General features: G+C 64.7%; 22 protein-coding genes and 1 pseudogene. 11 read left to right on the forward strand and 12 right to left on the reverse strand.

The window, feature by feature from the left end; translation table 11 throughout:
• Window positions 1-107: 107 nt before the first annotated feature.
• The 3 genes from FJ936_RS21685 to FJ936_RS21695 all read left to right on the forward strand — a co-directional run bounded on the left by FJ936_RS21685 (window position 108) and on the right by FJ936_RS21695 (window position 3,778).
• Complete coding sequence (locus FJ936_RS21685) at window positions 108-1,082, forward strand: GlxA family transcriptional regulator (RefSeq protein WP_141906966.1); 975 nt, start codon at window positions 108-110, stop codon at window positions 1,080-1,082.
• A 131-nt stretch (window positions 1,083-1,213) separates the two neighbouring features.
• Complete coding sequence (locus FJ936_RS21690) at window positions 1,214-2,614, forward strand: aspartate aminotransferase family protein (protein ID WP_246680509.1); 1,401 nt, start codon at window positions 1,214-1,216, stop codon at window positions 2,612-2,614.
• 6 nt (window positions 2,615-2,620) lie between these two features.
• The gene (locus FJ936_RS21695) at window positions 2,621-3,778 is read left to right on the forward strand and encodes an FAD-dependent oxidoreductase (RefSeq protein WP_140788466.1); all 1,158 of its coding nucleotides are present in this window, start codon (window positions 2,621-2,623) and stop codon (window positions 3,776-3,778) included.
• A 172-nt stretch (window positions 3,779-3,950) separates the two neighbouring features.
• Here FJ936_RS21695 and FJ936_RS21700 read toward each other — a convergent pair whose 3' ends face one another.
• The 6 genes from FJ936_RS21700 to FJ936_RS21725 form a co-directional block, all read right to left on the reverse strand.
• Window positions 3,951-5,114 carry an ABC transporter ATP-binding protein gene (locus tag FJ936_RS21700; RefSeq protein WP_140788468.1) on the reverse strand — a complete coding sequence of 388 codons (1,164 nt, stop codon included), beginning with the start codon at window positions 5,112-5,114 and terminating at the stop codon, window positions 3,951-3,953.
• Complete coding sequence (locus FJ936_RS21705) at window positions 5,107-6,249, reverse strand: ABC transporter substrate-binding protein (protein ID WP_140617953.1); 1,143 nt, start codon at window positions 6,247-6,249, stop codon at window positions 5,107-5,109. The genes FJ936_RS21700 and FJ936_RS21705 overlap by 8 nt, the downstream gene beginning before the upstream one ends.
• The gene (locus tag FJ936_RS21710; protein WP_140725153.1) at window positions 6,246-7,088 is read right to left on the reverse strand and encodes an ABC transporter permease; all 843 of its coding nucleotides are present in this window, start codon (window positions 7,086-7,088) and stop codon (window positions 6,246-6,248) included. Before FJ936_RS21710 ends, FJ936_RS21705 begins: the two co-directional genes overlap by 4 nt.
• Before the next feature lie 13 nt (window positions 7,089-7,101).
• Complete coding sequence (locus FJ936_RS21715; RefSeq protein WP_140617955.1) at window positions 7,102-7,980, reverse strand: ABC transporter permease; 879 nt, start codon at window positions 7,978-7,980, stop codon at window positions 7,102-7,104.
• Window positions 7,981-8,185: 205 nt separating this feature from the next.
• Window positions 8,186-10,078: a molecular chaperone HtpG gene (htpG, locus tag FJ936_RS21720; RefSeq protein WP_140788470.1), complete on the reverse strand. Its 1,893-nt coding sequence runs from the start codon at window positions 10,076-10,078 to the stop codon at window positions 8,186-8,188.
• Between the two features lie 230 nt (window positions 10,079-10,308).
• The gene (locus FJ936_RS21725; protein ID WP_140725162.1) at window positions 10,309-11,193 is read right to left on the reverse strand and encodes a hypothetical protein; all 885 of its coding nucleotides are present in this window, start codon (window positions 11,191-11,193) and stop codon (window positions 10,309-10,311) included.
• A gap of 163 nt (window positions 11,194-11,356) precedes the next feature.
• Here FJ936_RS21725 and FJ936_RS21730 point away from each other — a divergent pair, with 163 nt between their 5' ends.
• A complete protein-coding gene (locus FJ936_RS21730) occupies window positions 11,357-13,366 on the forward strand; it encodes an ABC transporter ATP-binding protein/permease (protein ID WP_041163784.1) in 2,010 nt (669 codons plus the stop codon).
• Between the two features lie 46 nt (window positions 13,367-13,412).
• Here FJ936_RS21730 and FJ936_RS21735 read toward each other — a convergent pair whose 3' ends face one another.
• Window positions 13,413-14,135 carry a haloacid dehalogenase type II gene (locus FJ936_RS21735; protein WP_015316887.1) on the reverse strand — a complete coding sequence of 241 codons (723 nt, stop codon included), beginning with the start codon at window positions 14,133-14,135 and terminating at the stop codon, window positions 13,413-13,415.
• 113 nt (window positions 14,136-14,248) lie between these two features.
• A complete protein-coding gene (locus FJ936_RS21740) occupies window positions 14,249-15,121 on the reverse strand; it encodes a DMT family transporter (protein WP_140788472.1) in 873 nt (290 codons plus the stop codon).
• Window positions 15,122-15,324: 203 nt separating this feature from the next.
• Between FJ936_RS21740 and FJ936_RS21745 the strand changes: the two genes are divergently transcribed.
• Window positions 15,325-16,215: a LysR family transcriptional regulator gene (locus FJ936_RS21745; RefSeq protein WP_140663432.1), complete on the forward strand. Its 891-nt coding sequence runs from the start codon at window positions 15,325-15,327 to the stop codon at window positions 16,213-16,215.
• 65 nt (window positions 16,216-16,280) lie between these two features.
• Here FJ936_RS21745 and FJ936_RS21750 read toward each other — a convergent pair whose 3' ends face one another.
• The 3 genes from FJ936_RS21750 to FJ936_RS21760 all read right to left on the reverse strand — a co-directional run bounded on the left by FJ936_RS21750 (window position 16,281) and on the right by FJ936_RS21760 (window position 19,443).
• Window positions 16,281-16,631 carry a DUF2200 domain-containing protein gene (locus FJ936_RS21750; protein ID WP_140788474.1) on the reverse strand — a complete coding sequence of 117 codons (351 nt, stop codon included), beginning with the start codon at window positions 16,629-16,631 and terminating at the stop codon, window positions 16,281-16,283.
• Between the two features lie 104 nt (window positions 16,632-16,735).
• A complete protein-coding gene (locus FJ936_RS21755) occupies window positions 16,736-18,394 on the reverse strand; it encodes an acyl-CoA synthetase (RefSeq protein ID WP_140788476.1) in 1,659 nt (552 codons plus the stop codon).
• 155 nt (window positions 18,395-18,549) lie between these two features.
• Window positions 18,550-19,443: a LysR family transcriptional regulator gene (locus FJ936_RS21760; RefSeq protein ID WP_140788479.1), complete on the reverse strand. Its 894-nt coding sequence runs from the start codon at window positions 19,441-19,443 to the stop codon at window positions 18,550-18,552.
• A gap of 103 nt (window positions 19,444-19,546) precedes the next feature.
• Here FJ936_RS21760 and FJ936_RS21765 point away from each other — a divergent pair, with 103 nt between their 5' ends.
• A complete protein-coding gene (locus FJ936_RS21765; RefSeq protein WP_140788483.1) occupies window positions 19,547-20,302 on the forward strand; it encodes an SDR family oxidoreductase in 756 nt (251 codons plus the stop codon).
• 87 nt (window positions 20,303-20,389) lie between these two features.
• Complete coding sequence (locus FJ936_RS21770; protein WP_140716390.1) at window positions 20,390-20,602, forward strand: 4-oxalocrotonate tautomerase family protein; 213 nt, start codon at window positions 20,390-20,392, stop codon at window positions 20,600-20,602.
• Window positions 20,603-20,679: 77 nt separating this feature from the next.
• Here the strand turns inward: FJ936_RS21770 and FJ936_RS21775 are convergent, their stop codons facing one another.
• Complete coding sequence (locus FJ936_RS21775) at window positions 20,680-21,138, reverse strand: DUF6428 family protein (RefSeq protein WP_140788486.1); 459 nt, start codon at window positions 21,136-21,138, stop codon at window positions 20,680-20,682.
• 113 nt (window positions 21,139-21,251) lie between these two features.
• Here FJ936_RS21775 and FJ936_RS21780 point away from each other — a divergent pair, with 113 nt between their 5' ends.
• The 4 genes and pseudogenes from FJ936_RS21780 to arsK all read left to right on the forward strand — a co-directional run bounded on the left by FJ936_RS21780 (window position 21,252) and on the right by arsK (window position 23,952).
• Window positions 21,252-21,605, forward strand: coding sequence for a metalloregulator ArsR/SmtB family transcription factor (locus FJ936_RS21780; RefSeq protein WP_140663420.1), 354 nt, complete (start codon window positions 21,252-21,254; stop codon window positions 21,603-21,605).
• The gene (locus FJ936_RS21785; RefSeq protein ID WP_140788489.1) at window positions 21,602-22,339 is read left to right on the forward strand and encodes an MIP/aquaporin family protein; all 738 of its coding nucleotides are present in this window, start codon (window positions 21,602-21,604) and stop codon (window positions 22,337-22,339) included. Before FJ936_RS21780 ends, FJ936_RS21785 begins: the two co-directional genes overlap by 4 nt.
• A complete protein-coding gene (gene arsC, locus FJ936_RS21790; RefSeq protein ID WP_015316898.1) occupies window positions 22,336-22,749 on the forward strand; it encodes an arsenate reductase (glutaredoxin) in 414 nt (137 codons plus the stop codon). The genes FJ936_RS21785 and arsC overlap by 4 nt, the downstream gene beginning before the upstream one ends.
• Window positions 22,730-23,952, forward strand: a pseudogene (gene arsK / locus FJ936_RS21795) (arsenite efflux MFS transporter ArsK). Before arsC ends, arsK begins: the two are co-directional and overlap by 20 nt.
• Window positions 23,953-24,049 lie beyond the last annotated feature (97 nt).

Below are 24,049 nucleotides of genomic sequence, written 5' to 3' on the forward strand. Positions count from 1 at the left end.
GGGCTTACCAAACCAACTCTGCCTTTTCCGACACGGGCTATATAAGGGGTGGCGAGTGATGCGCAACAGGGTGCAATCAGAGGGCACGAGGACGGCTCCGAACAACAATGGCCAGGCGTTTTGCGTTTCTCCTCGTTCGCGACTTCACGCTGTCGCCGCTGTCGCTGTTCATCGACACGCTGCGGCTGGCGGGCGATGAGGGCGACCGCAGCCGCAGGATAGAGTTCGACTGGGAGATCGTCGGCGAACGCGGCCTGCCGATCCGGGCCAGTTGCGGCGTCGAATTGCTGCCGACCGGGGGGATCGGCAACCCCGAGGATTTCGATAACGTGGTCGTGGTCGGCGGCCTGCTCGACACAAACCGCAGCCTGAGTTCCGAGAAGGAGGCGTTTCTTTTGCGTGCCGCCGGCAAGGGCGTGCCGCTGACGGCGCTCTGCACGGGAAGCTTCGTGCTGGCGCGCTACGGGTTGCTCGACGGCTACAGCGCCGCCGTCAGCTGGTTCCACATCAAGGATTTCCGCAGCCGGTTCCCGGAGGTCAACGCCCATGCCGACAGCCTTTTTACCGTCGACCGGGACCGCGCGACATGCGCGGGCGGCACGGGTGCCGCCGACCTCGCGGGCCATTTCGTGTCCCAGTTCATCGGCCAGAAGGCGGCCGAGAAGGCCGCCAAGATCCTGGTGCTCGACCGGATCAGGGGCAGCCGCGACGTGCAGCCCGTCGGCGACCTGTTTCCGGCGGCGTCGAGCCGGGCGGTGAAGCGGGCCTTGCTGTTGATGGAGAGCAACCTGCAGGAGACGCTGTCGGTGGCCGAGATCGCAAGCCGCCTGAACTGCTCGCGGCGCCAGCTCGAACGGCTCTTCGGGTTGGAACTGGGCATCGGCCCGATGGCGGCATATCTGACGCTCAGGGTGCATCATGCGAAGTCGCTGCTGGAAGGCAGCGACTTGCAGATCGGCGACATCGCCTACCGCTGCGGCTTCACCAATGCCGGCCATTTCAGCCGTGTGTTCCGCCAGCAGACCGGCATCACGCCAACCCACCTCAGGCATCCGAACCGGGCAGTGGCGGCGGGAGGCTAATGGTCGGTGACGGCCTTGGTCGTGTCGCATACCCCGCCTGGCCGATTGCGTCGGTGCAGAAGCTGGCCATAGCATTGCGACGAGCGGCGGTGCCGCCGCTGCCTTGACGGTCAAATTCGCCAGCGAGAGCCATGCCGCATTATCCCGACGCCATGCCTGGATCAAAGAGCCTCTTCGAGCGCGCCAAGAAGGTGATGCCGGGCGGCAATACGCGCACCACCGTCTTTGTCGATCCGTTTCCGATCTATGCCGCGCGAGGCGAGGGGTGCAGGGTCTGGGATGTCGACGGCAACGTCTACTATGACTGCATCAACAATTTCACCTCGATGATCCATGGCTACACGCATCCCGATGTCGCTGCCGCCGTGGTCGAGCAACTGCCGTTCGGCACGGCCTTCGGCGCCCCGACGCTCAGCGAGATCGAGCTTGCCGAGCTTCTCGTCGACCGGCTGCCCTCCGTCGACCGGATCCGCTTCACCAACTCTGGCACGGAGGGGGTGATGATGGCCATCAAGGCCGCGCGCGCCTTCACCGGGCGGCCGAAGATCGTCAAGATCGAAGGCGCCTACCATGGGTCGTATGATTTCGCCGAGGTGAGCCTGGACAGTTCCCCGTCCAATTGGGGCGACATGCCAAGCTCGACGCCTTACGCAAAGGGAACGCCGCGCGGGGTGCTGGACGATGTGATTGCCGTGCCCTTCAACGATGTCGAGGCGCTTCGCGCCGTCTTCGCCACCCAGGGCGACAGCATAGCAGGCGTGCTGATCGATCCTATACCCAATCGTGCCGGCCTCATCCCGGCACGCCGGGACTATCTGCACGCAATGGTCGAGATCGCCTGGGCGGCCGGGGCCCTGATTGTCTTCGACGAAGTCATCTCGTTTCGCCTTGGCTGGTCGGGCGCGCAGGGGTTGTGGGGCATCGAGCCCGACCTGACCGCGCTCGGAAAGATCATCGGCGGCGGCTTCCCCGTGGGCGCCGTTGGCGGGCGCGCCGATGTCATGGCGGTGTTCGATCCGACCAGGGGCAAGCCCGCTCTTCCCCATGGCGGCACGTTCACCGCCAATCCGGTGACCATGCGGGCCGGGCTCGCCTCGATGCGGGCGCTGACGAAGGAGAGCTTTGCCCATCTCGATACACTGGGCGCATTCCTGCGCGAAGGGGTGTCCGCCTCGTTCGACAGGCATGGCCTTGCCGGCCAATGCGTGGGCCTCGGTTCGCTGTTCAAGGTTCATTTTACCTCGCATCCGGTTACGGACCGTCTATCCGGGCCATGCCGAGCACCGGAGGTTCGATACATTCCACAAGGGCTTGCTCGGCCGCGGCGTCCTGTCTGCCAGCTACGGCCTGTTCGCGCTCTCGACGCCCATGACACAGGCGGACGCGCGCAGCATTCTGCATGCGATCGACGACACCCTGGGCGAGATCGCCGCGCAGCGTGGATCAGGATGACGTTTGGTCGATTCGCCTCCCTATCTCTTTGTCGAAGCATGAGCTCTGGAACATCGGGGATCATGCCTGAAAGCAGGTGACCCTATATGACAGCTTCCTTCCATGTCGTGGTGATCGGTGCGGGCACGCTGGGCCTATGCACGGCGCTCACCCTCCTCGAACAGGGCGCGCGCGTGACGGTGCTGGAAGCGCAGTCGATCGCTTCAGGCTCGAGCGGCAGGTCGGTCGGCGTTGTCGGGTCGCAATTTACCGATCCGTTCGAGATCATGCTTCGCGTTCAATCGTTCCGCCGGTTTCGCCAGTGGGAGGGGCAGGGGCTTCAATTCAACCACATCGGTTATCTTCGGCTCGCGCGCACGCCCGCGCAGATGGAGCTGTTCGCGAAATCAGTCGAGATTCAGGGCGGGGCCGGCCTGAAGTCGCGCCTGATCCGTGCGAACGAACTCAGGGACCTTGTTCCCCACCTTAGCCCCGACGGGCTCGAAGGCGGTTTGTTCGGACCCGACAACGGCTTTCTCGATCCCTATGACATGTGCAATTTCCTGGCGCGGATCGTCCGCGAAAAGGCCGGCGACATCCGCCAGTACCGCAAGGTGCTCGGGGTGGGAAGGCGGCCAGGCGGCTACAGGCTGGAGACCAATGGCGATCCGGTCGAATGCGATGCCGTGGTCAACGCAGGCGGCGCCTGGGCGCCGCGGGTCGCCGAGCTCTTCGGCCAGCGCCTGCACATATGGCCCGAGCGCCATGAGGCGGTCGTCATCCATCTGGACAGGCCGCTCGACTATACGATGCCGATGGTCATGGACCTCGTGGACGGCGAGGGCAGCGGCCTTAATTTCCGCCACGACAAGCCTGGCGCGCTGATTGCCGAGATCCACAAGGTGACGTCCATCGCTCCCGAGGATCCGGACAATTACAACGATCAGTGCGAGGAGCAATCGAAGGTCCACCTGGCCGAACTGCTGCTGGAACGGCTGCCCGATCTGCCGGGCGCGCGGCTTGGCCGTGGCTGGGCCGGCCTTTATCCTGTCACGGCCGATCATCGGCCGCTTGTCGGACCGATCGATGCCTCGGAACCGGCATTGGTCACCGCCGCCGGCGCCGGCGGCTATGGCATCCAGCTGGCGCCGGTGATCGGGCAGATCGCGGCGGATTGGGTTCTTCAAGGCGCGCCGGCTTCAGTGCCCGGAGCCGGGAGCCTTGCACCCACGGCCGAGCGCAACATCCGCAAAGTCGATCACTGACCGGTGCGAGTTGAAACCAGACCGGCGCTGCCGGAATTGCGGAAACAAGCGTTTAGACCCCCGATGGGGATCTGCAGACCCCACGCCTTCAGGCGGCTGGGATCTGGGCTGTTGCGCGAGACGGCACGGGCGCGTCAAATGGTGGCTGAACCGCACCAAGCGCCCGCGACCTTCAGGAAATCCGCTTCCCGGCCCCGTCCAGCAGCACGCAGCCGTCCGGGGCAAAACCCAATTCGATCGTCTCGCCTTCGCGAAGCACGCGGCCAGTGATCGGTGTATTGGCGCGGAGGCTGGTCTTGCCGCCGATGTCGATCTCGTAGATCGCGCTGCCGCCCAGATAGGAGGCCGAGATCACGCGGCCGGACAGCCGATTGGCGCTCGTTCCAGCACCGACCGAAAATTTCTGCGGCCGCACCACGACGGTGACCTTGCTGCCGTCGGCAAGCGGCCTTGGACAAGCCACGCTGACCGTCTGGCTGGTGCCAAGCACCACCGTTGCCGTTCCTTGGCCGGACCGGCTCACGGTCCCTGCAAGCATGTTGGCCTTGCCGAGGAAGTCGGCGACGAAGGCTGTCGCCGGCGCCTCGTAGACCTCCTCCGGAGTGCCGATCTGCTCCACCGCGCCCGCGTTCATCACCACGATGCGATCCGACATGGAAAGGGCTTCTTCCTGGTCGTGCGTGACGAAGATGGCGGTGATGCCGGTTTCCTTCTGGATCTTCTTGATCTCGACGCGCATCTCCTCGCGCATGTTGGCGTCCAGCGCCGACAACGGCTCATCCAGCAGCAGCACCTGCGGCTCGAAGACGATGGCGCGGGCGAGCGCGATGCGCTGCTGCTGCCCGCCCGACAGTTGCGACGGCAGCTTCTTCTCGCTGCCCGGCAGCCGCACCATTTCGAGCGCCTTGCCGACCTTGCGCACGATCTCGGGCTTCGGCACGTTGCGGTACTTCAGGCCGAAGGCGACGTTGTCGAATACGTTCTTGTGCGGGAAGAGCGCGTAGCTCTGGAAGACCAGCCCGATGTTGCGCTTGTAGATCGGGACGTCGTCGACGCGCCGCCCGTCGATCATGATCTGGCCGCCCGAAATATCGACCAGGCCGGCGATGGAGCGCAGGATCGTGGTCTTGCCGCAACCCGAAGGCCCGAGCAAGGTGACGAAGCTGCCCTTGCGGATCGAGAGCGAGAAATCGCGCACCGCGACGAACTTGCCGTAGGCGATGTCGATGTCGCGGAACTCGACCGCCGGGCTGTTCGCCTCGGCGGCCGCGCTCGAGCCGGCTGCCCCGGCCTGGACAGGCCGGGGATGGAGTGTCGTGTCCTGGCTGTCAGGCACCCTTCGAGATCCTGTTCCACTGCTTGGTCCAGGCGTCCTCGTTGGTCGCCCAATAGGTCGGATCGGCGAAGGTCAGCGACTTCATCGTGCCCGTCTTGTCGAATGCCGGCAGCTTCTCGATCTTCTCGGTCAGCTTGACCTTGTTCGGATCGAGCGACGGCGGATAGCTCTGGCCCTCGGCCACCGCGATCGAGGTCGCCGGGTCGAGCATGAAGTTGATGAGCTCCTCGCACTCGGCCATGGGCGAGCCCTTGAGGATCAGCATGTCCTCCATCCAGGCGTAGGAGCCGGCCGGATCGAGATAGCCGATCGGATGGCCCTGGTCCTGCAGCGCGGCGACGCGGCCCGACCAGGCATCGGTCACCACGATCTCACCCTTGGAAAGCAGGTCCATCAGCTCCGCGCCGGAACTCCAGAACTTCTTGGCGAGGTCGCGCGTCTCGCGCACCTTGGCCCAGATGGCGTCCATGTCCTTGAGGTTGTTGGGGTCCTGCCCGGTGGCGAGCGCCGCATACCAGACGCGCGTCGTCATGTCGGAATAGCCGCCGACCTTGCCGGCATATTTCTTGTCGAGCAGGAGCCCGGCGCCCTTTTCCTTGGCTTCCTCCGGCGAGATCACCTTGGTGTTGTAGGCGATGCCGGTGGTGCCGTAGTCGTAGGGCACGGCCGATAGCTTTGGCGTCAGCTTGCGGAACGGCTCGATCATCGGCTGCAGCACGTTCGCCATGTTGGGAATGTTGGCCTCGTTGATTTCCGAGGTCAGGCCGGCGTTCACGTATTTGATGTAGTAGTTGACGCCGGAGGAATGGATGACCTGGTAGTCGCCGGGCTTGGCGGTCTTGATCTTGGTGATGATCTCGTCCTCGTCGCCGAACGTGCCCTGGACCACCTTGATCTTGGTCTTGGTCGTGTAGGGCTGGAAGGCGAACTTGTCGATCGCATCCTGCACCGTGCCGCCCCAGCCGTCGAAGCGAACCTCCTGGACCGCGGCGAGCGCCCGGCCCATCCAGGGCATCGAAAGGCCCGCCGATGCTGCCGCGGCTGCGGTCAGCGTCAGGAACGTGCGGCGGCTCAGGTCGCCATTGGCGTATCGATCGTGCAGCCGTTCCAGCCGCTTGGTGGTGGTGAGTTTCATTGTATTTCCTCCTTTGGTTCGCCACGTCTTCTCAGTTTTGTCAGGCTTTGCAGGATCAGGCCACCGATCAGCGGGATGCCGACGGTCACCAGGATCATCACGGTGCCGAGCGCGTTGATCTCCGGGCTGATCGAAATCTTGAGCATGGAAAGGATCTGGGTCGGCATGGTCTCGACGCCGGCCGGCCGCCAGAACAGGCTGGCCGAGGTGTTGTCGAACGAAATGGTGAAGGCGAGCAGGGCGCCGCCGACAACGGCCGGGATGAGCAGCGGCAGCGTGATCTCGCGGAAGGACGAGAAGCGAGAGGCGCCAAGCGACAGTGCGGCCTCCTCGTAGACGCGCCGGATGCCGATCATGCGCGCCTGGGCGATCAGCACCACATAGGGCACGGCGAGCAGGATATGGCCAAGCACCAGGAGCAGCATGGTCCTCGGCTGGTCGACGGCCTTGATCAGCACCAGCAGGCCGACGCCGAGGATGGTTTCCGGCACCAATGCCGGCAGGATCACCAGCGTGCTCAGCGCCTGCTTGCCGCGAAATTCGAAGCGGACCAAGGCAAACGCCGTGGTGACGCCGATGGCGGTGGTGACGATGGCGGTGACCAATGCGATCCACAAGGATGTTCGAAAGGCAGCCAGCACCGCCTCGTTGGCCATCAGCTTGCCGTACCATTGCAGGCTGAAGCCGGTCATCGGGAAGCCGCCGAACATCGAGGCGTTGAACGACAGGACCACCGTCGCCACGATCGGCGCGAACATGAAGACGTAGACGCAGACCGTGACAAAGCCGGTCAGCCGCCAGGCCCATCTCCCTTCCTGCCTGCGCCGTGTTCCCCTCATCCTGCAAGCCCCGTCATCCGCCAAGCCCTTTGACGATCTGCGACATGCCCATGTAGCGCGTGTAGACGGCGGCGAAGAAGCCGAGCACGATGAACAGCACGATCGAAAGCGTGGCTCCCATCGGCCAGTTCAATTCGCCCATGATGGTGTCGTAGATCAGGTTGCCGAACAGAGCGTCGCGGCCCGAGCCGAGAAGCTGCGGCGTCACATAGCTGCCGGCGGCCAGCACGAAGCAAAGCAGCAGGCCCGCCGCCAGGCCGGGCAGCGACAGCGGCAGCGTGACCTCCCGGAACGCCTGCGCACTCGTGCAGCCCATCGAGCGGGCCGCCGAAATCAACGTGCGATCAATGCTCTCCAGGCTGACATAGACGTTGAGGATCATGTAGGGCAGCAGGAAGTGCAGCATGCCCAGGATGACCGCGCCTTCGTTGTAGAGCATCTGCAGCGGCTCATGGATGATGCCCATTTTGAGCAGCGCGACGTTGATGACGCCCTGTTCCCCCAGGATGTTGATCCAGGAGAAGGTGCGGATGGTGAAGCTGATCCAGAACGGCACGATCAGCAAAAGCAGCAACAGCCATTTGTGCTTGAAGGTTGTGGCCCAGATGAAATAGGCGGGGAAGTAGCCGAGCACGCCGCACAGCAGCGCCGTCATGGCTCCGACCCTCAAGGTCTTCAGGAGGAAGCCGTGATAGTAGCTGTCGGTGAGGAATTCGTGCCAGTTCGCGGTCGTCAGCGCGCTCGTTTCCACGCCGGCGGTGACAAAGGTGAAGAAGGTATAGCCGGCCATCACGGCGATCGGCAGCACCAGGAAAAAGATCAGCAGCAAGAGCACCGGCGCGACCAGCATCCAGGCCAGCCGTGGATCATACAATGTCCATCGTCGTTTCATGAGCACCCGGTGCGCTCTCTTTGAAGCGCCTGTTTTGTTCCCGGGCCAAGATTGAGGGATTGCAGGCGCGATGTCCACAGTCGGCGATTGAGCCAGCGGACTTCAGCGTGTTGCCGGGTACGAGAGATACCGAAATTTGTCGGGAGACGGGGTCGCCACGCAACCCCGTTCGACCACACGTCGGGAACGGCTGGCCGGCGTCTCCTCAGCCCTTCGAAATACCGCGCGCGATCAGCCGGGCGAGGCGCTCCGAAAACGCCCTGGCGTCGGCCGGCTTGTCGCCGTCGAGGACGCGCGCCTCGTCGTAGAGGAGGTGGGCGGCATCCTCCTTGAACGCCTGCTCGTCTTCGCCGAGGCTGGCGAGTGCCAGGACGCGCTCGTGGCGGGGGTTGATCTCGAGGATCGGTTTGGCCGTCTTGTCGAGGCGGCCGGCGGCGTTGAGCAGCCGCTCGAACTGCCGGTCGGGACCGTGTTCGGGCGCCACTAGGCAGACCGCGCTTTCCGTCAGCCGGTCGGAGGCCTTCACGTCCGACACGGCATCGCCAAGCGCCGCCTTGACGAAGGCCAGGAAGCCATCGACCTCGGGCGCCGCCGCCGCATCCGGCTTGTTCGCCTCGTCGAGCAGCGGGATCTCGGAAAGTTCAGCCACGCCCTGCGTCACCGACCTGAACGGCTTGCCGTCGAATTCGGGCGCCATCGACGTCCAGAAACTGTCGACCGGGTCGGTGAGCAGCAGCACCTCGATGCCGCGTGCCTTGAAGCCTTCAAGCTGCGGCGAGGCTTCGAGCCGTGCACGGTCGTCGCCGGCCATGAAGAAGATCGCCTTCTGGCCTTCCTTCATCGCCGAGACGTAGTCGGCGAGGCCGCGCCAGCCTTCGCCGGAGGCGGTTGAGCGGAAGCGGGCGAGCTTCAAGAGCTGCTCGCGCCGCTCATGGTCCTCGTAGAGCCCTTCCTTGAGCACGACGCCGAAGTTTTCCCAGATTTTCGCATAGGCCTCGGTCTCGGTCTCCGCCAGCTTGGCGAGATCGCCAAGCACGCGGTTGGTCAGGCCCTTGCGGATCGCGGCCAGCAGCAGGCTTTCCTGGATCATCTCGCGCGAGACGTTGAGCGGCAGGTCGGCGGAATCGACCAGCCCGCGCATGAAGCGCAGGTAGCGCGGCAACAGATCGGCATCATCGGTGATGAAGACGCGGCGCACATAGAGCTTCATGCGGCCCTTGCGGTCCTGGTCGAACAGATCGAAGGGACGCGAGCCGGGCACGAAGGCCAGCACGCTATATTCCTGCCGGCCCTCGGCGCGGAAATGGATGGTGGCGGCCGGCTCGTCATACTGGCCGGAGACGCCGCGGTAAAAGTCGGTGTATTCCTCGGGCTTGATCTCGCTTTTCGGCCTGACCCAAAGGGCCGTGCCGTCGGCAATGTCGCGCGCCTCGGCACCGGGCTTCTCGATGAGCGTGATCGGCACCGGCACATGGCCCGACTGCGACTTGGCCAGTTGCTCGAGCCGATAGGATCCGGTGTAGGACGCGGCGTCGTCCATCAGATGCAGCACGACGCGGGTGCCGCGCTTGGGGGCGGCTTCGAGCGGGGCGGGCGCGATCTCGTAGGAACCCTTGCCGTCGGACGACCAGCGCCAGGCTTCTTCGCTTCCCGCCAGGCGGCTGATGACGTCGACGCGGGTCGCGACCATGAAGGCGGAGTAGAAGCCGACGCCGAACTGGCCGATCAGCTGCGTGTCCTCGCTCGAATTGCCGGCGCCGACGCGCTCGATGAAAGCGCGCGTGCCCGAGCGCGCGATCGTGCCCAGCGCCTCCGTCATGTCGTCGCGGCTCATGCCGATGCCGTTGTCCTCGACGGTGATCAGCTTGCCGTCGGGATCGGCTGCAATCGAGATGCGGGGCTTCGGATCGTCGGCCAGCAATTCGGGGCGACTGACGGCCTCGAAGCGCAGCTTCTCGCAGGCGTCGGCGGCGTTGGAAATCAGTTCGCGCAGGAAGACGTCCTTATCAGAATAGACCGAATGCACCATCATGTGCAGCAGCCGCGAAACATCCGCCTCGAATGCCTTGGTTTCCGTCGCTTTCGTGTCTGTCGTCATTCCGGGTTTCCCACGCTTTCATCCGCCCGTCGCGCCATGCGCGATCGGGACTTCCTTTCATCAATTTTCAACGGTGCTGGCAACTGCCGTCAGCAAGACCAGCGCGCCGGCAATATCGTGATGGGGTGCGGAGGCCGCAAGGGGTGGAAACGGTGCTGACGACGAAACAGCCAATCTTTCCCCCCGAGGGGGAGATTGGCAGCGTCGGCGCCGCGTCCGCCTTGCGCGCCCTACTTCCCAGCCATCTGGTCGGCAAGCGTCTGCGCCTGGGCAAGCAGCGCGGGGAAGGCCGGGTTGTCGCGCAGGTTCTTGCCCATGCAGGCGCGGAAGTCGCTGTCGCCTTTTGCCCAGGCGGCGTCGGCGGCATCGGATGTATTTTCGTCGCTGTCGTCGGTGGCCTGCTTGACCAGTTTCTGGGCGGCGGCGTCGGCCGCGGTCCAGACCGCCTCGCAGGCCGCGATCCTTGGGACGGGCGGTGTCGCGGGCGCCTCGGCGATCATGACACTGTTGCCCTTGACTAGCGTGACGACGATTTCCTGGTCGTAGTTAGGTCCGACATCCTGTGCCCAGCCGCCAAGGCGGGCGATCGCCATGTCGGCGCCGTCGGGCGTCTTCAGGGTGAAGTCGAGCGTGCCTGTGAAAGCGGCGTCGCTGCCGATCGCCTGGGTGTAGAACGCATCGAGCTTCAGCGCCGCGTCGAAGCTGGTGGGCAGTTTGAGATCGGCGTCCGTCTCCGCCGCACGCGATTGCAGCCAGCGCTCGACCAGCCCGCGTGTCGACGCGACGATGCTGGGGCCGTCCTCGGTGCCGTGACGCAGCCCGTCCAGCATGCCGAAGCCGACATCGGAGGAACTGAGGCTTTCGATATTGATCCTGCCGGCCGCCGGAAAACCCTTGACCGTGAAAGGTCCAAGAAGCGTCGAAAGGCGCTGTTCGAGATCGGCGCGGGCCTTCTCATTGGCGGCGTCGAGCGTTTCCACGGGAGCGTTCGCGCTTTCCATCGCGGCGATGGCCGCGATCGCCTTGTCGCGCGCGGCGATGTAGTCGTCCTCCGGCGAAGCCGCATACGCCGCACCGCTCGCCAGCGCGAACACCAAAGTCCAGACCAGACGCATCGTGAAAACCTCCGTTTTACAAGCTCTTCGCGTGGCTTGGTGGCGATTGTGCGGCGGTGAACTCATGGCGAGACGTGGCGGATATCGGGGCACCAGGACAGCCCTGGCAAGGTCGCAAGCCCTCATGATGAAACCTTCCGATACCCAGGCCGTTATGGCCGTTGTGGCAGACATCAAACCCAAACAGAGGCCGGCCGGCGGCGCCAAGCCAAACGGTGCCAGGAAGCCCCGCCGGGAGAAGGTACCCGATGTCGAGGCCGCATCCGAGGTCGTCGGCGAGGCGGCGCCGCCGCCAGCGGCGGTGGAACCTGATCCGCAGCTGAGCCCCGAACAGGCCGAACAGGCGCGCAAGAAATACCTGCTGAAGCGCTTCTGGATCAGCGCGCGCGGCTATTGGAGCCGGCGGGGCGACAAGCTCGCCTGGCCATGCACGATCGCGCTCCTGATCCTGATCTGCGTCAATGTCGGCTTCCAGTACGGGATCAATGTCTGGAACCGCTCGATCTTCGACGCCATCGAGCAGCGCAATGCGCCGACCGTCTATTTCCTGAGCGCCGTGTTCGTGCCGCTGGTGCTTGGAAGCGTCAGCCTTGTCGTTGCGCAGGTCTATCTGCGCATGACGATCCAGCGCCGCTGGCGCTCCTGGCTCACTACATCCATCATCGGCCGCTGGCTCACCAACGGCCGCTACTACCAGCTCAATCTCGTCAGCGGCGATCACCAGAACCCGGAAGCCCGCATCGCCGACGATTTGCGGATCGCCACCGAATCGCCTGTTGATTTCGTCTCCGGCGTGCTCAACGCGTTCCTGGCGGCCTCGACCTTCATCGTCGTCTTGTGGACCATCGGCGGCGCGCTGACGCTGCCGATCGGCTCCTCGACCGTCACCATTCCGGGCTTTCTCGTCATCACCGCGGTCATCTATGCCGGCATCACCTCCACCTCGATGGTGGTCATCGGCCGGCATTTCGTCGAACTTTCCGAGCAGAAGAACCAGGCGGAAGCGGAATTTCGCTACACGCTGATGCGCGTGCGCGAAAACGGCGAGAGCATCGCCCTGCTCGGCGGCGAGGAGGAGGAGCGCAGCGGCATCGACAGGACCTTCGCCGGCGTGCTGGGGAAGTGGGCGATGCTTGCTGGCCAGCACATGCGCACGGCGCTGGTCTCGCAGGGATCGAGCCTGTTCGCGCCGGTGGTGCCGGTGCTTTTGTGCGCGCCAAAATTCCTCGACGGCTCGATGTCGCTTGGGCAGGTCATGCAGGCGGCATCCGCCTTTGCCATCGTGCAGGGCGCGTTCGGATGGCTGGTCGACAATTACCCGCGCCTGGCCGACTGGAACGCCTCGGCACGGCGCATCGCCTCGCTGATGATGTCGCTGGATGGGCTCGAGCGCGCGGAAGAGAGCGACGCGCTCGGACGCATCAATCGCGGCGAGACCAAGGACGACACGATGCTCAACCTCAACAATCTGTCCGTGTCGCTCGATGACGGCACCGCCGTGGTCAAGGAAACCGAGGTGGTGATCCAGCCGGGCGAGCGGCTGCTGGTGGCCGGCGAATCCGGTTCGGGCAAGAGCACGCTGGTGCGGGCGATAGCGGGCTTGTGGCCGTGGGGCGGCGGCAGCGTCGATTTCCACCCGGGCAAGCGCATGTTCATGCTGCCGCAGCGCCCCTACATCCCCTCGGGCACGCTGCGCCGGGCCGCTGCCTATCCAGGCGCCGCCGAGGATTGGACGATCCCGCAGATCAGGGCTGCCCTCGACAAGGTTGGGCTCGGTCATCTTGGCGACCGGATCGAGGAAGACGCGCCGTGGGACCAGACCCTGTCGGGCGGCGAGAAGCAGCGCCTGGCCTTCGCGCGGCTGCTCCTGCACGCGCCCGATATCATCGTGCTGGACGAGGCGACGGCGGCACTCGACGAGAAGAGCCAGGACAGGATGATGGAGACCATCATCCACGAATTGCCTAATGTGACCATCTTGAGCGTGGCGCACCGCGCCGAGCTGGAGGCCTTCCACAGCCGCAAGATCACGCTCGAGCGGCGCAAGGGTGGCGCCAAGCTGGTCAGCGATATCGACCTCGCCCCGCGCAAACGCAGGGGCTTGCTCGGCCGCGCCCTGTGGGGTTCCGGCACTTCCGCCGAAAAGCGCGGCGCCGCCCGTAAAAAGAGTTGATGGCGCTCAGGCGAGTTCTGGTTTCAGCTCAAGGGATGGCCTTCTATCAGCCGCCCAATTCTTCCTGATGCGCCTTGGCGAGGTCGGCCATGCTGTCGAAGCGGAAGTCCACCTTCGGCATCTCGCCGGGATGCATCGTGGCGCCGAAACCCTGATCGGCATGCCGGCGGTGGATCCAGCACGATTTAAGGCCCAGGCGGTTGGTCACGGCATGGTCATGAAACAGGCTTTCGGCCGTGTGCAGGACTTGCTTGTCGCCGATCCCGAGCGTCGCCAGTTTTTCCAGCATATAGTCGAAATTCCGGGGCGACGGCTTGTAGGAGCCGATGTCCTCCGCCGTGTAGATCGCATCGAAATCGACGCCGAGCTTCCTGTTGCTGAAGGAGAAGCTCGTATTGTCGACGTTGGAGAGGATGACGAGCTTGTAGTGCTGCTTGAGGTATTGCAGGGCGGCGGCGGTATCGGCAAAGGCCGGCCAGTCCTTCACGCTTTGGCCATAGGCGATGCATTCCTCCGGCGTGGTCACGACGCCCCATTCCTCGGCGAGCCGCTTGTAGACGACAGCCAGAAGGTCGCAGTAGCGCTTTTGCGGCGTCCAGTCCTGCTGGCTGGATTCGTGCCTGGCATGCGCCTGCAGGATCTCGTCGCGACCGAGGCCGCGGCCAACCCGCCCGGTCAGCGGCTTCAGGGCGTCGATCATGCCGGATTCCCAATCGATTAGCGTGCCGTAGCAATCGAAGGTCAAGGCCTTGAAATCAGTCAGCTTCATGGTTCACTCCCTTGAGTTGGATAATTGGCTAGCGTTTGCGTGGATCGCGATCAATCGGCCGGCTGCCCGGCTGGGCGCAAACCTGCCTCGCCCTTCGATGTGGTGCCACGCGACTATGTCAGCCAGACGCCGAACAGCGTAACCGCGAGGCCGAGGACCATCGCCGCCGAAAGCGGCTCGCCGAAGAGCAGCCAGGCCCAAAGCATCGTCACCGGCGGGCTGAGATAGATCACGCTGCTGACCCGCGCGGCGCTGTGGAGGCGCAGGCTCGCATAATAGACGCCGTAGCAGAAGAAGGTCGAAAACAGCACCAGCCAGGCGATGCCGAACTCGAACCGGCCATCAAGGGGCGGCATCAGCCCGCCTTTCCATTCGGCGCAAGCGGCAAAAAACAGCGCCGCCGTCAGGCATTGGATGCACAGGCTCTGGTGGATGGGCATGTTGATCGTCCCCATCCGCTTCTGCAGCACGGTCGCCAGCGCGAAGACCATCATGGAAGCGATCGTGACCACGTACGCCCAGGCCGGCGCGGTGCCGAGACTGAGGCTGTTCAGCGAAACGATCAGCACGCCGAGCACGCCGAGAGCCGTTCCGGTCCACTGCCTCGATGGCAGCCGGTGGCCGAGAACGGGCTGCGATAGTGCCGCGATGGCGAGGGGGACGAGGTCCGAGATCAGCGCGACAAGGCCGGTCGGCACGCGCTGGCCGATGGCAAGCGCGAAGCCGCCGAGATAGAGGAACATCATCGCCACGCCGAACGCCATCTGCTGGAGCAGCGCCCGGACGCCGATGCGCGGCCCGACCATGAGCGCGAAGGGCAGAAGGACCAGCCCTGACATCAAGGTTCGCCAGAACAGCACGAGCATGACGTCGGCGCTCTCGCTGGCGTAACGGATGCCGATAAAGCCCGAGCTCCAGCTTACGACCAGGGCTGCCGCCAGAAGCGGCCAGGCCAGGCGACGGTACGGAGGTTTCGGGAGCGTCATGCGGTCTCTTCGTCGAAGCGGGTTCGCCAGCGGATTACGGCCGATCTCGGATGCGGGATTTATGGCGGCGCGCAGGCGCCTTTGCACATGACAAATTTCGATGTATTCATGAAATAGGCGCGAGATGTGGCATATCTGATTGCCTCAAAGCCCGTTCTCTGCCGAGACCCTGGAGCGCTGCTTTCGTTTCAAACGAGATTGTCATGGCTGGAGTGATGAGCCGCCGCCTGGATGTCGATGCCTTGCGGGCGATGGTGGCGATCGAGAAACATGGCGGTGTTACCCGGGCTGCCGAGATGCTCGGCCTGTCGCAATCGGCCGTCAGCCACAAGATCAGGCGGCTGGAAGCAAGTCTCGACTGCGAAATCCTCAGCCGCAAGGCGAATGCGCCGATGTTCACCAGTTCAGGGCAGGATCTGCTGGGCTATGCCAGGCGGATCCTGGGCATCCATGACGAGGCGATCCTGAGCCTGTCGAAGAGCACGCTGCAAGGCAAGATCGCTTTGGGGATGACCGAGGATACGACCTGCACGGACCTTTCGCGCATCCTTGGCCGGTTTCGCCGGCTGTACCCCGAGGTGAGCGTGCGCACGCAGGTGCGCATGAGCCTTGCCTTGCAGAAGCTGTTGGGCGAGGGCGCGCTCGACGCTGCCATCATCCAGGTGTTCCAGCACGACGTCCGCCCCACCGATGTCCTGCTGTTCCGCGAGACCCTGCATTGGGTGAAGTCGCCCGAGCTGACCCTTGGGAAAGGCGACCCGGTGCCGTTCCTGTCCTTCGACGAGAACTGCTTCTATCGCCGTTGGGGCCTCGATCTCGGTCAGGACGAGGGAACGGTGTTCGAGATCGTGTTCGAATGTTCGAGCGCGGCCGGCATCATCGCCGGCGTGACCTCCGGCCTCGGCGTCGCGCTGCTCAGCCAGCGGCATCTGCGGCCCGGCATGGAGATCGTCGACAAGTCGTTCCCCAAGCCTCCGGACCTCGCCTACGTCATTCGCCGCGCCCGCAACGTCCGCAATCCCGCGCTGGAGACACTGGTGCGGGAGATAGAGGCTGAGGTGAAGCGCCACGGGACGCTGCAGATCGCGATGTGAGGGGTGTGATTAGCGCTTGCGCCCACGCGCCCGGTCGATGATATCGCGCGCTCGAGCCTCTCTCCTCATTTCCGGAGTATCTTCTCCATCGCTTTCCCCTTCGCAAGCTCGTCGATCAGCTTATCGAGGTAGCGAATTTCCTTCATCAGTGGATCCTCAATATCTTCCACGCGGACGCCGCAGACCACCCCTGTAATCAAATTCCGCAAAGGATTCAGTCGAGAGGCCTGACCAAAGAAATCCTCGAAGCTGGTTTTTTTCTCCAGTTCGGCGTCGAGTTCCTTCTCGGTGTAGCCCGTCAGCCAGCAGATGATCTCATCGACCTCGGCTCTGGTGCGTCCTTTCCTTTGCGCCTTGGCGACATAGTGCGGATAGACGCTGGCAAAGCTTGTGGAATAGATTCGATGCTCCGTCATGACGTGCCCTTACCGGTGGCGCCTATCGCCCGCACTCAACTTTGCCTCCAATGCGCAGGTCTCAGCAATTGGCGCAGGACCGACTCCAATCTTCCCGCCGCCCTTCACCCGTTCCTTTTCTCCACCTCAGCCTTGCGCAACAAGAACCGTTGGATCTTGCCGCTAGGGGTCTTCGGCAATTCCCCGACGAAGTCGATCTCGCGCGGATAGGCATGGGCCGAGAGGCGTTTGCGGACATGCTGCGCCAATTCTTCGGCGAGTTCCGGGCTGCCCTCGTAGGCGGGCGCCAGGATGACGAAGGCCTTGACGATCTCGGTGCGCTGCGGGTCGGGTACGCCGACCACCGCCGCCTCGTTGACGGCGGGATGTACGATCAGCGCGCTTTCGACGTCGAAGGGGCCGATGCGGTAGCCTGACGAGGTGATGACGTCGTCGGCGCGGCCGATGAAGGAGACCGAGCCGTCCGGCTCGTATTCCACCGTGTCGCCGGTGCGGTAGTAGCCGCCCGATATGGCCGGCGTTTCGGCCTGGTGGTAGCCGTCGAACCAGCGCAACGGCGAGTTGGCGATGTCGACGGCGAGGATGCCGGGCTGGTTGGGGCCGAGCTCGTTGCCGGCCTCGTCCAGCACCACCATGCGATAGCCCGGCATGGCAAAGCCCGCCGAGCCGGCGCGGACAGGGTGCGCCAGGCCGTGATGGTTGTTGACCATCATGCCGTTCTCGGTCTGGCCGTAATGGTCGTGGATGGGCGCGGCGAGATGGGCGTCGAACCAGCGGATCACTTCCGGGTTGAGCGGCTCGCCGGCGCTGCTCACCACACGCAGCCGGCCTTTTGCACGCGCGGCGGCGTCGGGACCTTCGGCGAGCAGCAGGCGGAAGGCGGTGGGCGAGCCGGCAAGGCTGGTGACGCCAAGCCGCTCGATGACATCATAGGTGTTTTTGGCGGTGAAGGCGCCCTCGTTGAAGGTCGTGGCGATGCCGAGCAGCAGGGGTCCCGTGATGGCGTAGTAGAGGCCATAGGCCCAACCCGGATCGGCGATGTTCCAGAAGATGTCGTCTGGGCGCAGGCCGATCGCGTCGCGCATATAGGCGCCGAAGGCGAGCAGCGCGTTGAGCGGCACCGGCACGCCCTTCGGCAGGCCGGTGGTGCCCGAGGTCGACATCATCATGAACAGGTCTTCGCCCTTGCGCATCACCGGGTCGCAGTTGGGTGAGGCGGCGGCAAGCGCGGCACGGAAATCGATGTCGCCCGGGGACAGGGCGTCGCCAGCACCGAGGATGGTGGCGATTTGCGGAGGGTTCGCGACCTCGTCGAGCTTGCCGCGATTGGCCGGATTGGTCACCACCAGCCTGGCGCCGCTGTAGCCGAGCCGGTGTTCGATCGCCTTCGGGCCGAAGGCCGTGAACAGCGGCTGGTAGACCGCGCCGATGCGCCAGGCGCCGAGGATCAGCGCCACCAGTTCGGGGATGCGCGGCAGCATGCCGGCCACGACATCGCCCGGGCCGACGCCCAACTCCTTCAGCAGAGTGCCGACGCGGCCGGACATGTCGGCGAGATCCTCGAAGCTGAATTCGCTGAGTTCGCCGCCGGCAGAGATGGCGCGCAGGGCCAGGCGGTTTCCGCCGGTGTGCCGGCCGCAGCATTCGACATAGGCGTTGATGCCGGTCGCGGGGTCGCCCTGCAGTCTCGCGATCTCATCCTCAATACGAAAGCTTGCAACGGCATCGTCATAGCGCGGCAAGCCGGCTTGCTGCTTGGTCATGAAAATCCTCCCTGGCGGTGCGCCATCTCCCCATGGCGCGCTGTCGCGGCGACATTGACATCAGATGGCGCCGATGGGCAACGGCGAGTGCCTGTTCCTTTGTATTGACGCAATTCCGGACGGAAAACCGCTACACACTTTTCCCGGAATTGCGCTTACAGGTTCGCCTCGGCGAAGATGCGTGCCGCCCAGTCGAGAAAGACGCGCAGGCGCGGGGAAAGCTGCCGGTTCTGCGGATAGAGCGCCGAGAGCGGCGTCGGCGAGGGCGGGTACCCGGCCAGCACCTCGACCAGTGTTCCCTCTGCCAAATCCTTCTCGAAGCGATAGCGCGGCGCCTGGATGAGGCCGAGGCCAAGCCGGGCGAGGTCGGCGGCGGTGTCGGAATTGTTGGCGGCGACGCGGCCGGGCAGCCTGACCTCGCGCGTCTTGCCGCCGACGGTGAATTCGAAGGGCAGCACTTCGCCGGTGCGGGAGGAGACGAAACCGATCGCCTGGTGGCCGTCCAGCGCATCGGGGGAGGCGGGCGTGCCGTGGCGGGAGAGATAGGCGGGGCTGGCGCAGGTCATCTCGCGGATCATGCCAAGGCGGCGCATGATCATGCCGCTGTCCGGCGGCTCGCCGACGCGGATGACGCAGTCGACACCCTCGCGCACCAAGTCGACCAGCCGGTCGCTCTGGCCGATCTGCAGGTCGATCCTGGCATAGCGGGCGAGGAATTCCGGCAGGCGCGGCAACAGGAAGGTGCGTGTGAGCAGCGTGCTGGCGTCGATGCGCAGCAGGCCGAACGGTTCGGCATTGCGGAAGGCGGCCTCGGCATCCTCGATCTCGGCCAGGATGGACAGGCAGCGCCGGTAATAGGCCTCGCCATCCTGCGTGGCGTTCACCTGGCGCGTGGTGCGCTCGAGCAGCCTTGCGCCGAGATGGTCTTCCAGCCGCCGGACCGCTTCCGTCGCGGTCGAGCGCGGCAGGCCGAGATCGGCGGCGGCAGCGGTGAAGCTGCGCCGCTCCAGCACGCGAACGAAGAGGCGCATCGTGTCCAGGCGATCCATAGTCTTTGTTCGCAGTTTCCGAATAGTGATGTCAAGACAAGGCTGATTATCCGGAAGTTGGTTCGGCCTATATCCGTCTCACCAACAAGAAGGAGAGACTTCCATGACTTCAGGCCAAACGAGCACGGGCCAAACTAAAGCGGCGATCGTGACCGGCGCCTCCAAGGGCATCGGCGCGGCGATCGCGCGGCGGCTCGCCCGTGACGGCATCGCCGTCGTCGTCAACTACGCGCGGGGACAGGCCGAGGCCGAGGCGCTGGTGCGCGCCATCGAAGCCGATGGCGGCAAGGCGATCGCCGTGCAAGCCGATATCGCGGTTCCGGCCGGTATCGCCAGCCTCTTCGACGCCGGCGAGAAGGCGTTCGGAGGCATCGATATACTGGTCAACAATGCCGGCATCATGAAGCTTTCGCCGATCGCACAGGCCGATGATGCCTTCTTCGACACCCAGGTCGCGATCAATCTCGGCGGCGTGTTCCGTGGCATGCGCGAAGGCGCAAAACGCATTCGCGATGGCGGCCGCATCGTCAATTTTTCGAGCAGCGTGGTCGGCCTCTACCAGCCGGGTTACGGCGTCTATGCCGCCACCAAGGCGGCGGTCGAGGCGATGACGCACATCTTGGCCAAGGAGCTTGGCGCGCGCGGCATCACCGTCAACGCGGTGGCGCCCGGACCGGTCGAGACGGCGCTGTTCACCGATGGCAAGAGCGCGGCGCAGATCGAGGCCACGGCCAAGATGATCCCGCTCGGCAGGCTCGGCCAGCCCGACGACATTGCCGGTGTGGTCTCGTTCCTGGCAGGGCCGGACAGTGCCTGGGTCAACGGGCAAATCATGCGCGCCAATGGCGGCGTGATCTGAAGGAGGCTGGCCGCTGCTGCTGTGGCGGTCTGCCTCCCGTTTCATTCGAAACCTAGCCCAAATGATTGAGAAGACAAGGAAAACACCATGCCATTCGCCAACATCAAGATGCCGCAGGCGGCGCTCTCCAAGGCACAGAAAGAAGACCTCATCCATCGCACGACCGCCATGTTCGTCGACTTTTTCGGCGAGGGCGTGCGGCCCTACACGATGGTGCTTGTGGAGGAAGTCGCCGATGGCGGCTATGGCCGCGCCGACGAAGTGTTCGTGATGCCGGACGCTTTTCGCGCCAAGGACTAAGGTTGCCGATGTCCGGCCGGCCTGCACATGGCTCACGCCCGCGCTTCCGGTACTCACATGCTCAAAAGCACCCTCCGTTAGCCGCAGCATGGCCCGGCGGAGGGGCCACAGCAGGCCTTAGCCTTCTTTTCCTCCTCCAGCCAGCGGTCGCGCGGCTTGCAACTCGCTGGCCGTGGCGCAAGCGCGACATGCACGGCGCCGTCGGCCAGCCGGGGCAGGGCGGCCCGGTAGAGCTGCATCGGGCGCACGCCGTCGCTGACCTCGAAGGTCAGCTTGGCCGCCTGGTCGAGACCGACATGCTCGGTCACTTTCCGGATGATCGCCGCGAATTTTCCAGCCGGCATATGGGTGCGGTCCTCATTGACGTCCCATAGCTGCACGAAGATCTCCGACCATGATTCCGGATTCCCGCCGCAGTCGAGCGCGTCGAAGCGGCCGGCCTTGACCTCGGTGACATGGTAGCCCGGCAACACTGGCCCGCCTTCATGGAAAAACACCAGCGGCTTTTCCCTGTGATCCGCCAGAAAGCCCAGCAAGCGGCCATGGTGATGTCCCGCGGGTCGGCCGTGATCACGGGATCAAATTCCCGATTGTCAGAGGCGAGCATGTGCGATAATCTTTGCTTCAATATTCATAGGATTGTTGAAATATGAATGAACGTCAAGCCCTGTCGGCCTTCGCGGCGCTGTCGCAGGAAACACGGCTGCGCGTGCTGCGCCATCTGGTGATCGCCGGCCCCGACGGCATCGCCGCCGGGGCGATCGCCGAAAAGGTCGAGGTTTCGGCGTCCAACGTCAGCTTCCACCTTAAGGAGCTTGAACGCGCGGGGCTGGTGAGCGTGCGCCGCGATTCCCGCTCCATGGTCTACAGCGCCGAGTATGACATGCTGAGCGGTCTTATCCGCTTCCTGATGGAGGATTGTTGCTCCGGCCGGCCGGAAATCTGCGCGCCGGCGGTGTTGCCGGGCTGCTGTGCGGCCGACACGCGGGAGCCTGCCCGATGAGTGGCGGCCACACTGTGCCTGGCGCATCCTCCATCAGGGACACGGCCGGTTTTGATTTGCCGCGCCGGCTCACGGCGGAAGCTCTCGGCACCGGCTTGCTGGTGGCCACGGTGGTCGGTTCCGGTATCATGGCGCAGTCGCTGACGCCCGATCGCGCGCTGGCGCTGCTTGGCAACACTTTGCCGACGGGCGCGATCCTCGTGGTGCTCATCACCATACTGGGGCCGGTCTCGGGCGCTCATTTCAATCCGGCCGTTTCAATGGTCCTGGCGCTGTCGCGCCGGCTGCCGGCGAGCGACTGCGCCTGGTATGTGCTCGCCCAACTCTCGGGCGGCGTCGCCGGCACGGTCGGCGCGCACCTGATGTTCGGGCTTTCGCCGCTCGCCTTGTCGACGCATGACCGAACGGGACCCGCGCTCTGGCTTTCGGAAGGGATCGCGACCTTCGGGTTGCTGGCGGTCATTCTCGCCGGCCTGCGTTTCGAGCGCTCGGCCATCCCCTGGCTAGTCGGCCTCTATATCACCGCCGCCTACTGGTTCACCGCATCGACATCGTTCGCCAACCCAGCGGTCGCGGCCGCACGGTCACTGACGGACAGTTTTTCCGGAATCAGTCCGGCAAGCCTGCCGGGCTTCATCGCCGCCGAACTGGCCGGCGCGGGCATTGCCCTGGCGCTGACGACATGGCTGCTGCAGCCGCACGTTCAACCGTTCCCCAACGAGGCCAGCCCATGACGATCACCATCTACCACAATCCGGACTGCGGCACCTCGCGCAACACGCTTGCCATGATCAGGGCGAGCGGCGAGGAGCCGACCATCGTCGAATATCTGAAACATCCGCCGCCACGTGCGCGGCTGGAGCAGTTGATAGCGACGCTCGAAATTCCCGTGCGCGCCCTGCTGCGTGAAAAGGGCACCCCCTACGCCGAACTGGGCCTGGCCGATCCAAAGTGGTCCGACGGCCAACTGCTCGATGCCATGCTCGAGCATCCGATCCTGATTAACCGGCCGATCGTCGAAACGCCGAGAGGGACACGGCTGTGCCGTCCGTCCGAGCTTGTGCTGGATCTGCTCGACCACCCGGTGAGCCGGTTCACCAAGGAAGACGGCGAGGTGGTGAGCCATGACCGCGGTAGGCAATGATGGAAGCCTTGCAAAAGCCGAGACCGCGGAGCGTGCCCCGATAGCGGCTGTCGCCGCGCTCGGGATCACCCAGATTATCGGCTACGGTACGCTTTATTACAGTTTCGGCATCCTTGCCGGCGACATGGCGAAGGATATGGGCTGGCCAACCGAATGGATATTCGGCGCGCTATCGGCCGCGCTGCTGGCCGGCGGGCTGACCGCCCCCTTGCTCGGCGGCTGGATCGACCGTTTTGGCGCGGGACGGATCATGACCGCCGGCTCGGCCGTTGCTGCCGCTGCGCTTGCCGCCTGTGCCTATGCGCCCAACGGTCCAGCCTTCGTCGGCGCGCTGATTGCGCTGGAGGCAGCATCGAACCTTGTCCAATACGGCGCGGCCTTCGCGCTGCTGGTCCAGATCCGGCCGCGTGCCGCGCAGCGCAGCATAACCTATCTCACCCTCGTCGCCGGTTTCGCATCGACAGTCTTCTGGCCGATCACATCGGCCATGCATGCGCATTTGCCTTGGCGAGACGTCTACCTCGTCTTTGCCGGGCTGAACCTGCTGGTCTGCCTGCCGCTGCACGCCTGGCTATCGCAGGGGCTGGCCAGGAGCAGGCGCGCGGCGATCGAGCCGCCACGGCACGTCGCGGGATCGCTGCCGGCCCCGGCGCGGCCGCTCGGCTTTGCTTTGATGGTTGTCGCTTTCTCGCTCCAGAACCTGGTCAGCGCCGCCGTGCTGGTCCATATGGTGCCGCTGCTGTCCGGGCTTGGGGTGCCGCCGCCGCCATCGTTGGAACGCTGTTCGGGCCGTCGCAGGTGCTCAGCCGTTTCATCAATATGGTCTTCGGGATCAACCTGCCGCCGCTGCGGCTCGCCATCATCTCGGCCGTGCTGATGACGGCGGGCGTGGCCATCCTGCTTGGCACCGCGCCTTCGATCGCCGGCGCGATGGCGTTCGCCATCGTCTTCGGAATGGGCAACGGGCTGTTCAGCATCGTCACCGGGGCACTGCCGCTGATGCTGTTCGGCAGCGAAGGCTATGGCCGGCTGCAGGGACGCGCCATGTCCGCCCGCCTGATCGTCTCGGCGGTCGCGCCGTTCGCCCTGGCATTGGCGATGGCCCATATCGGCATTTCCTGGTCGCTGGGCCTGATGGCGCTTGTTGGCTGTCTGGCTCTGCTGGTGCTGGCGGCGATCGCGAAAGTGTCGAGCGCCACCTGAAACCGGGCAGGGATGCCCAGAGGCGGTTTGGCGCCACTCCGCCGGCTCAATTTCCCCTCTCGGAACCGTCGTGGATCGGCTTGTGATGCGTCAAATC

This window comes from Mesorhizobium sp. B2-4-13, from assembly GCF_006658535.1.
In the GTDB taxonomy this organism is placed as follows: domain Bacteria; phylum Pseudomonadota; class Alphaproteobacteria; order Rhizobiales; family Rhizobiaceae; genus Mesorhizobium; species Mesorhizobium australicum.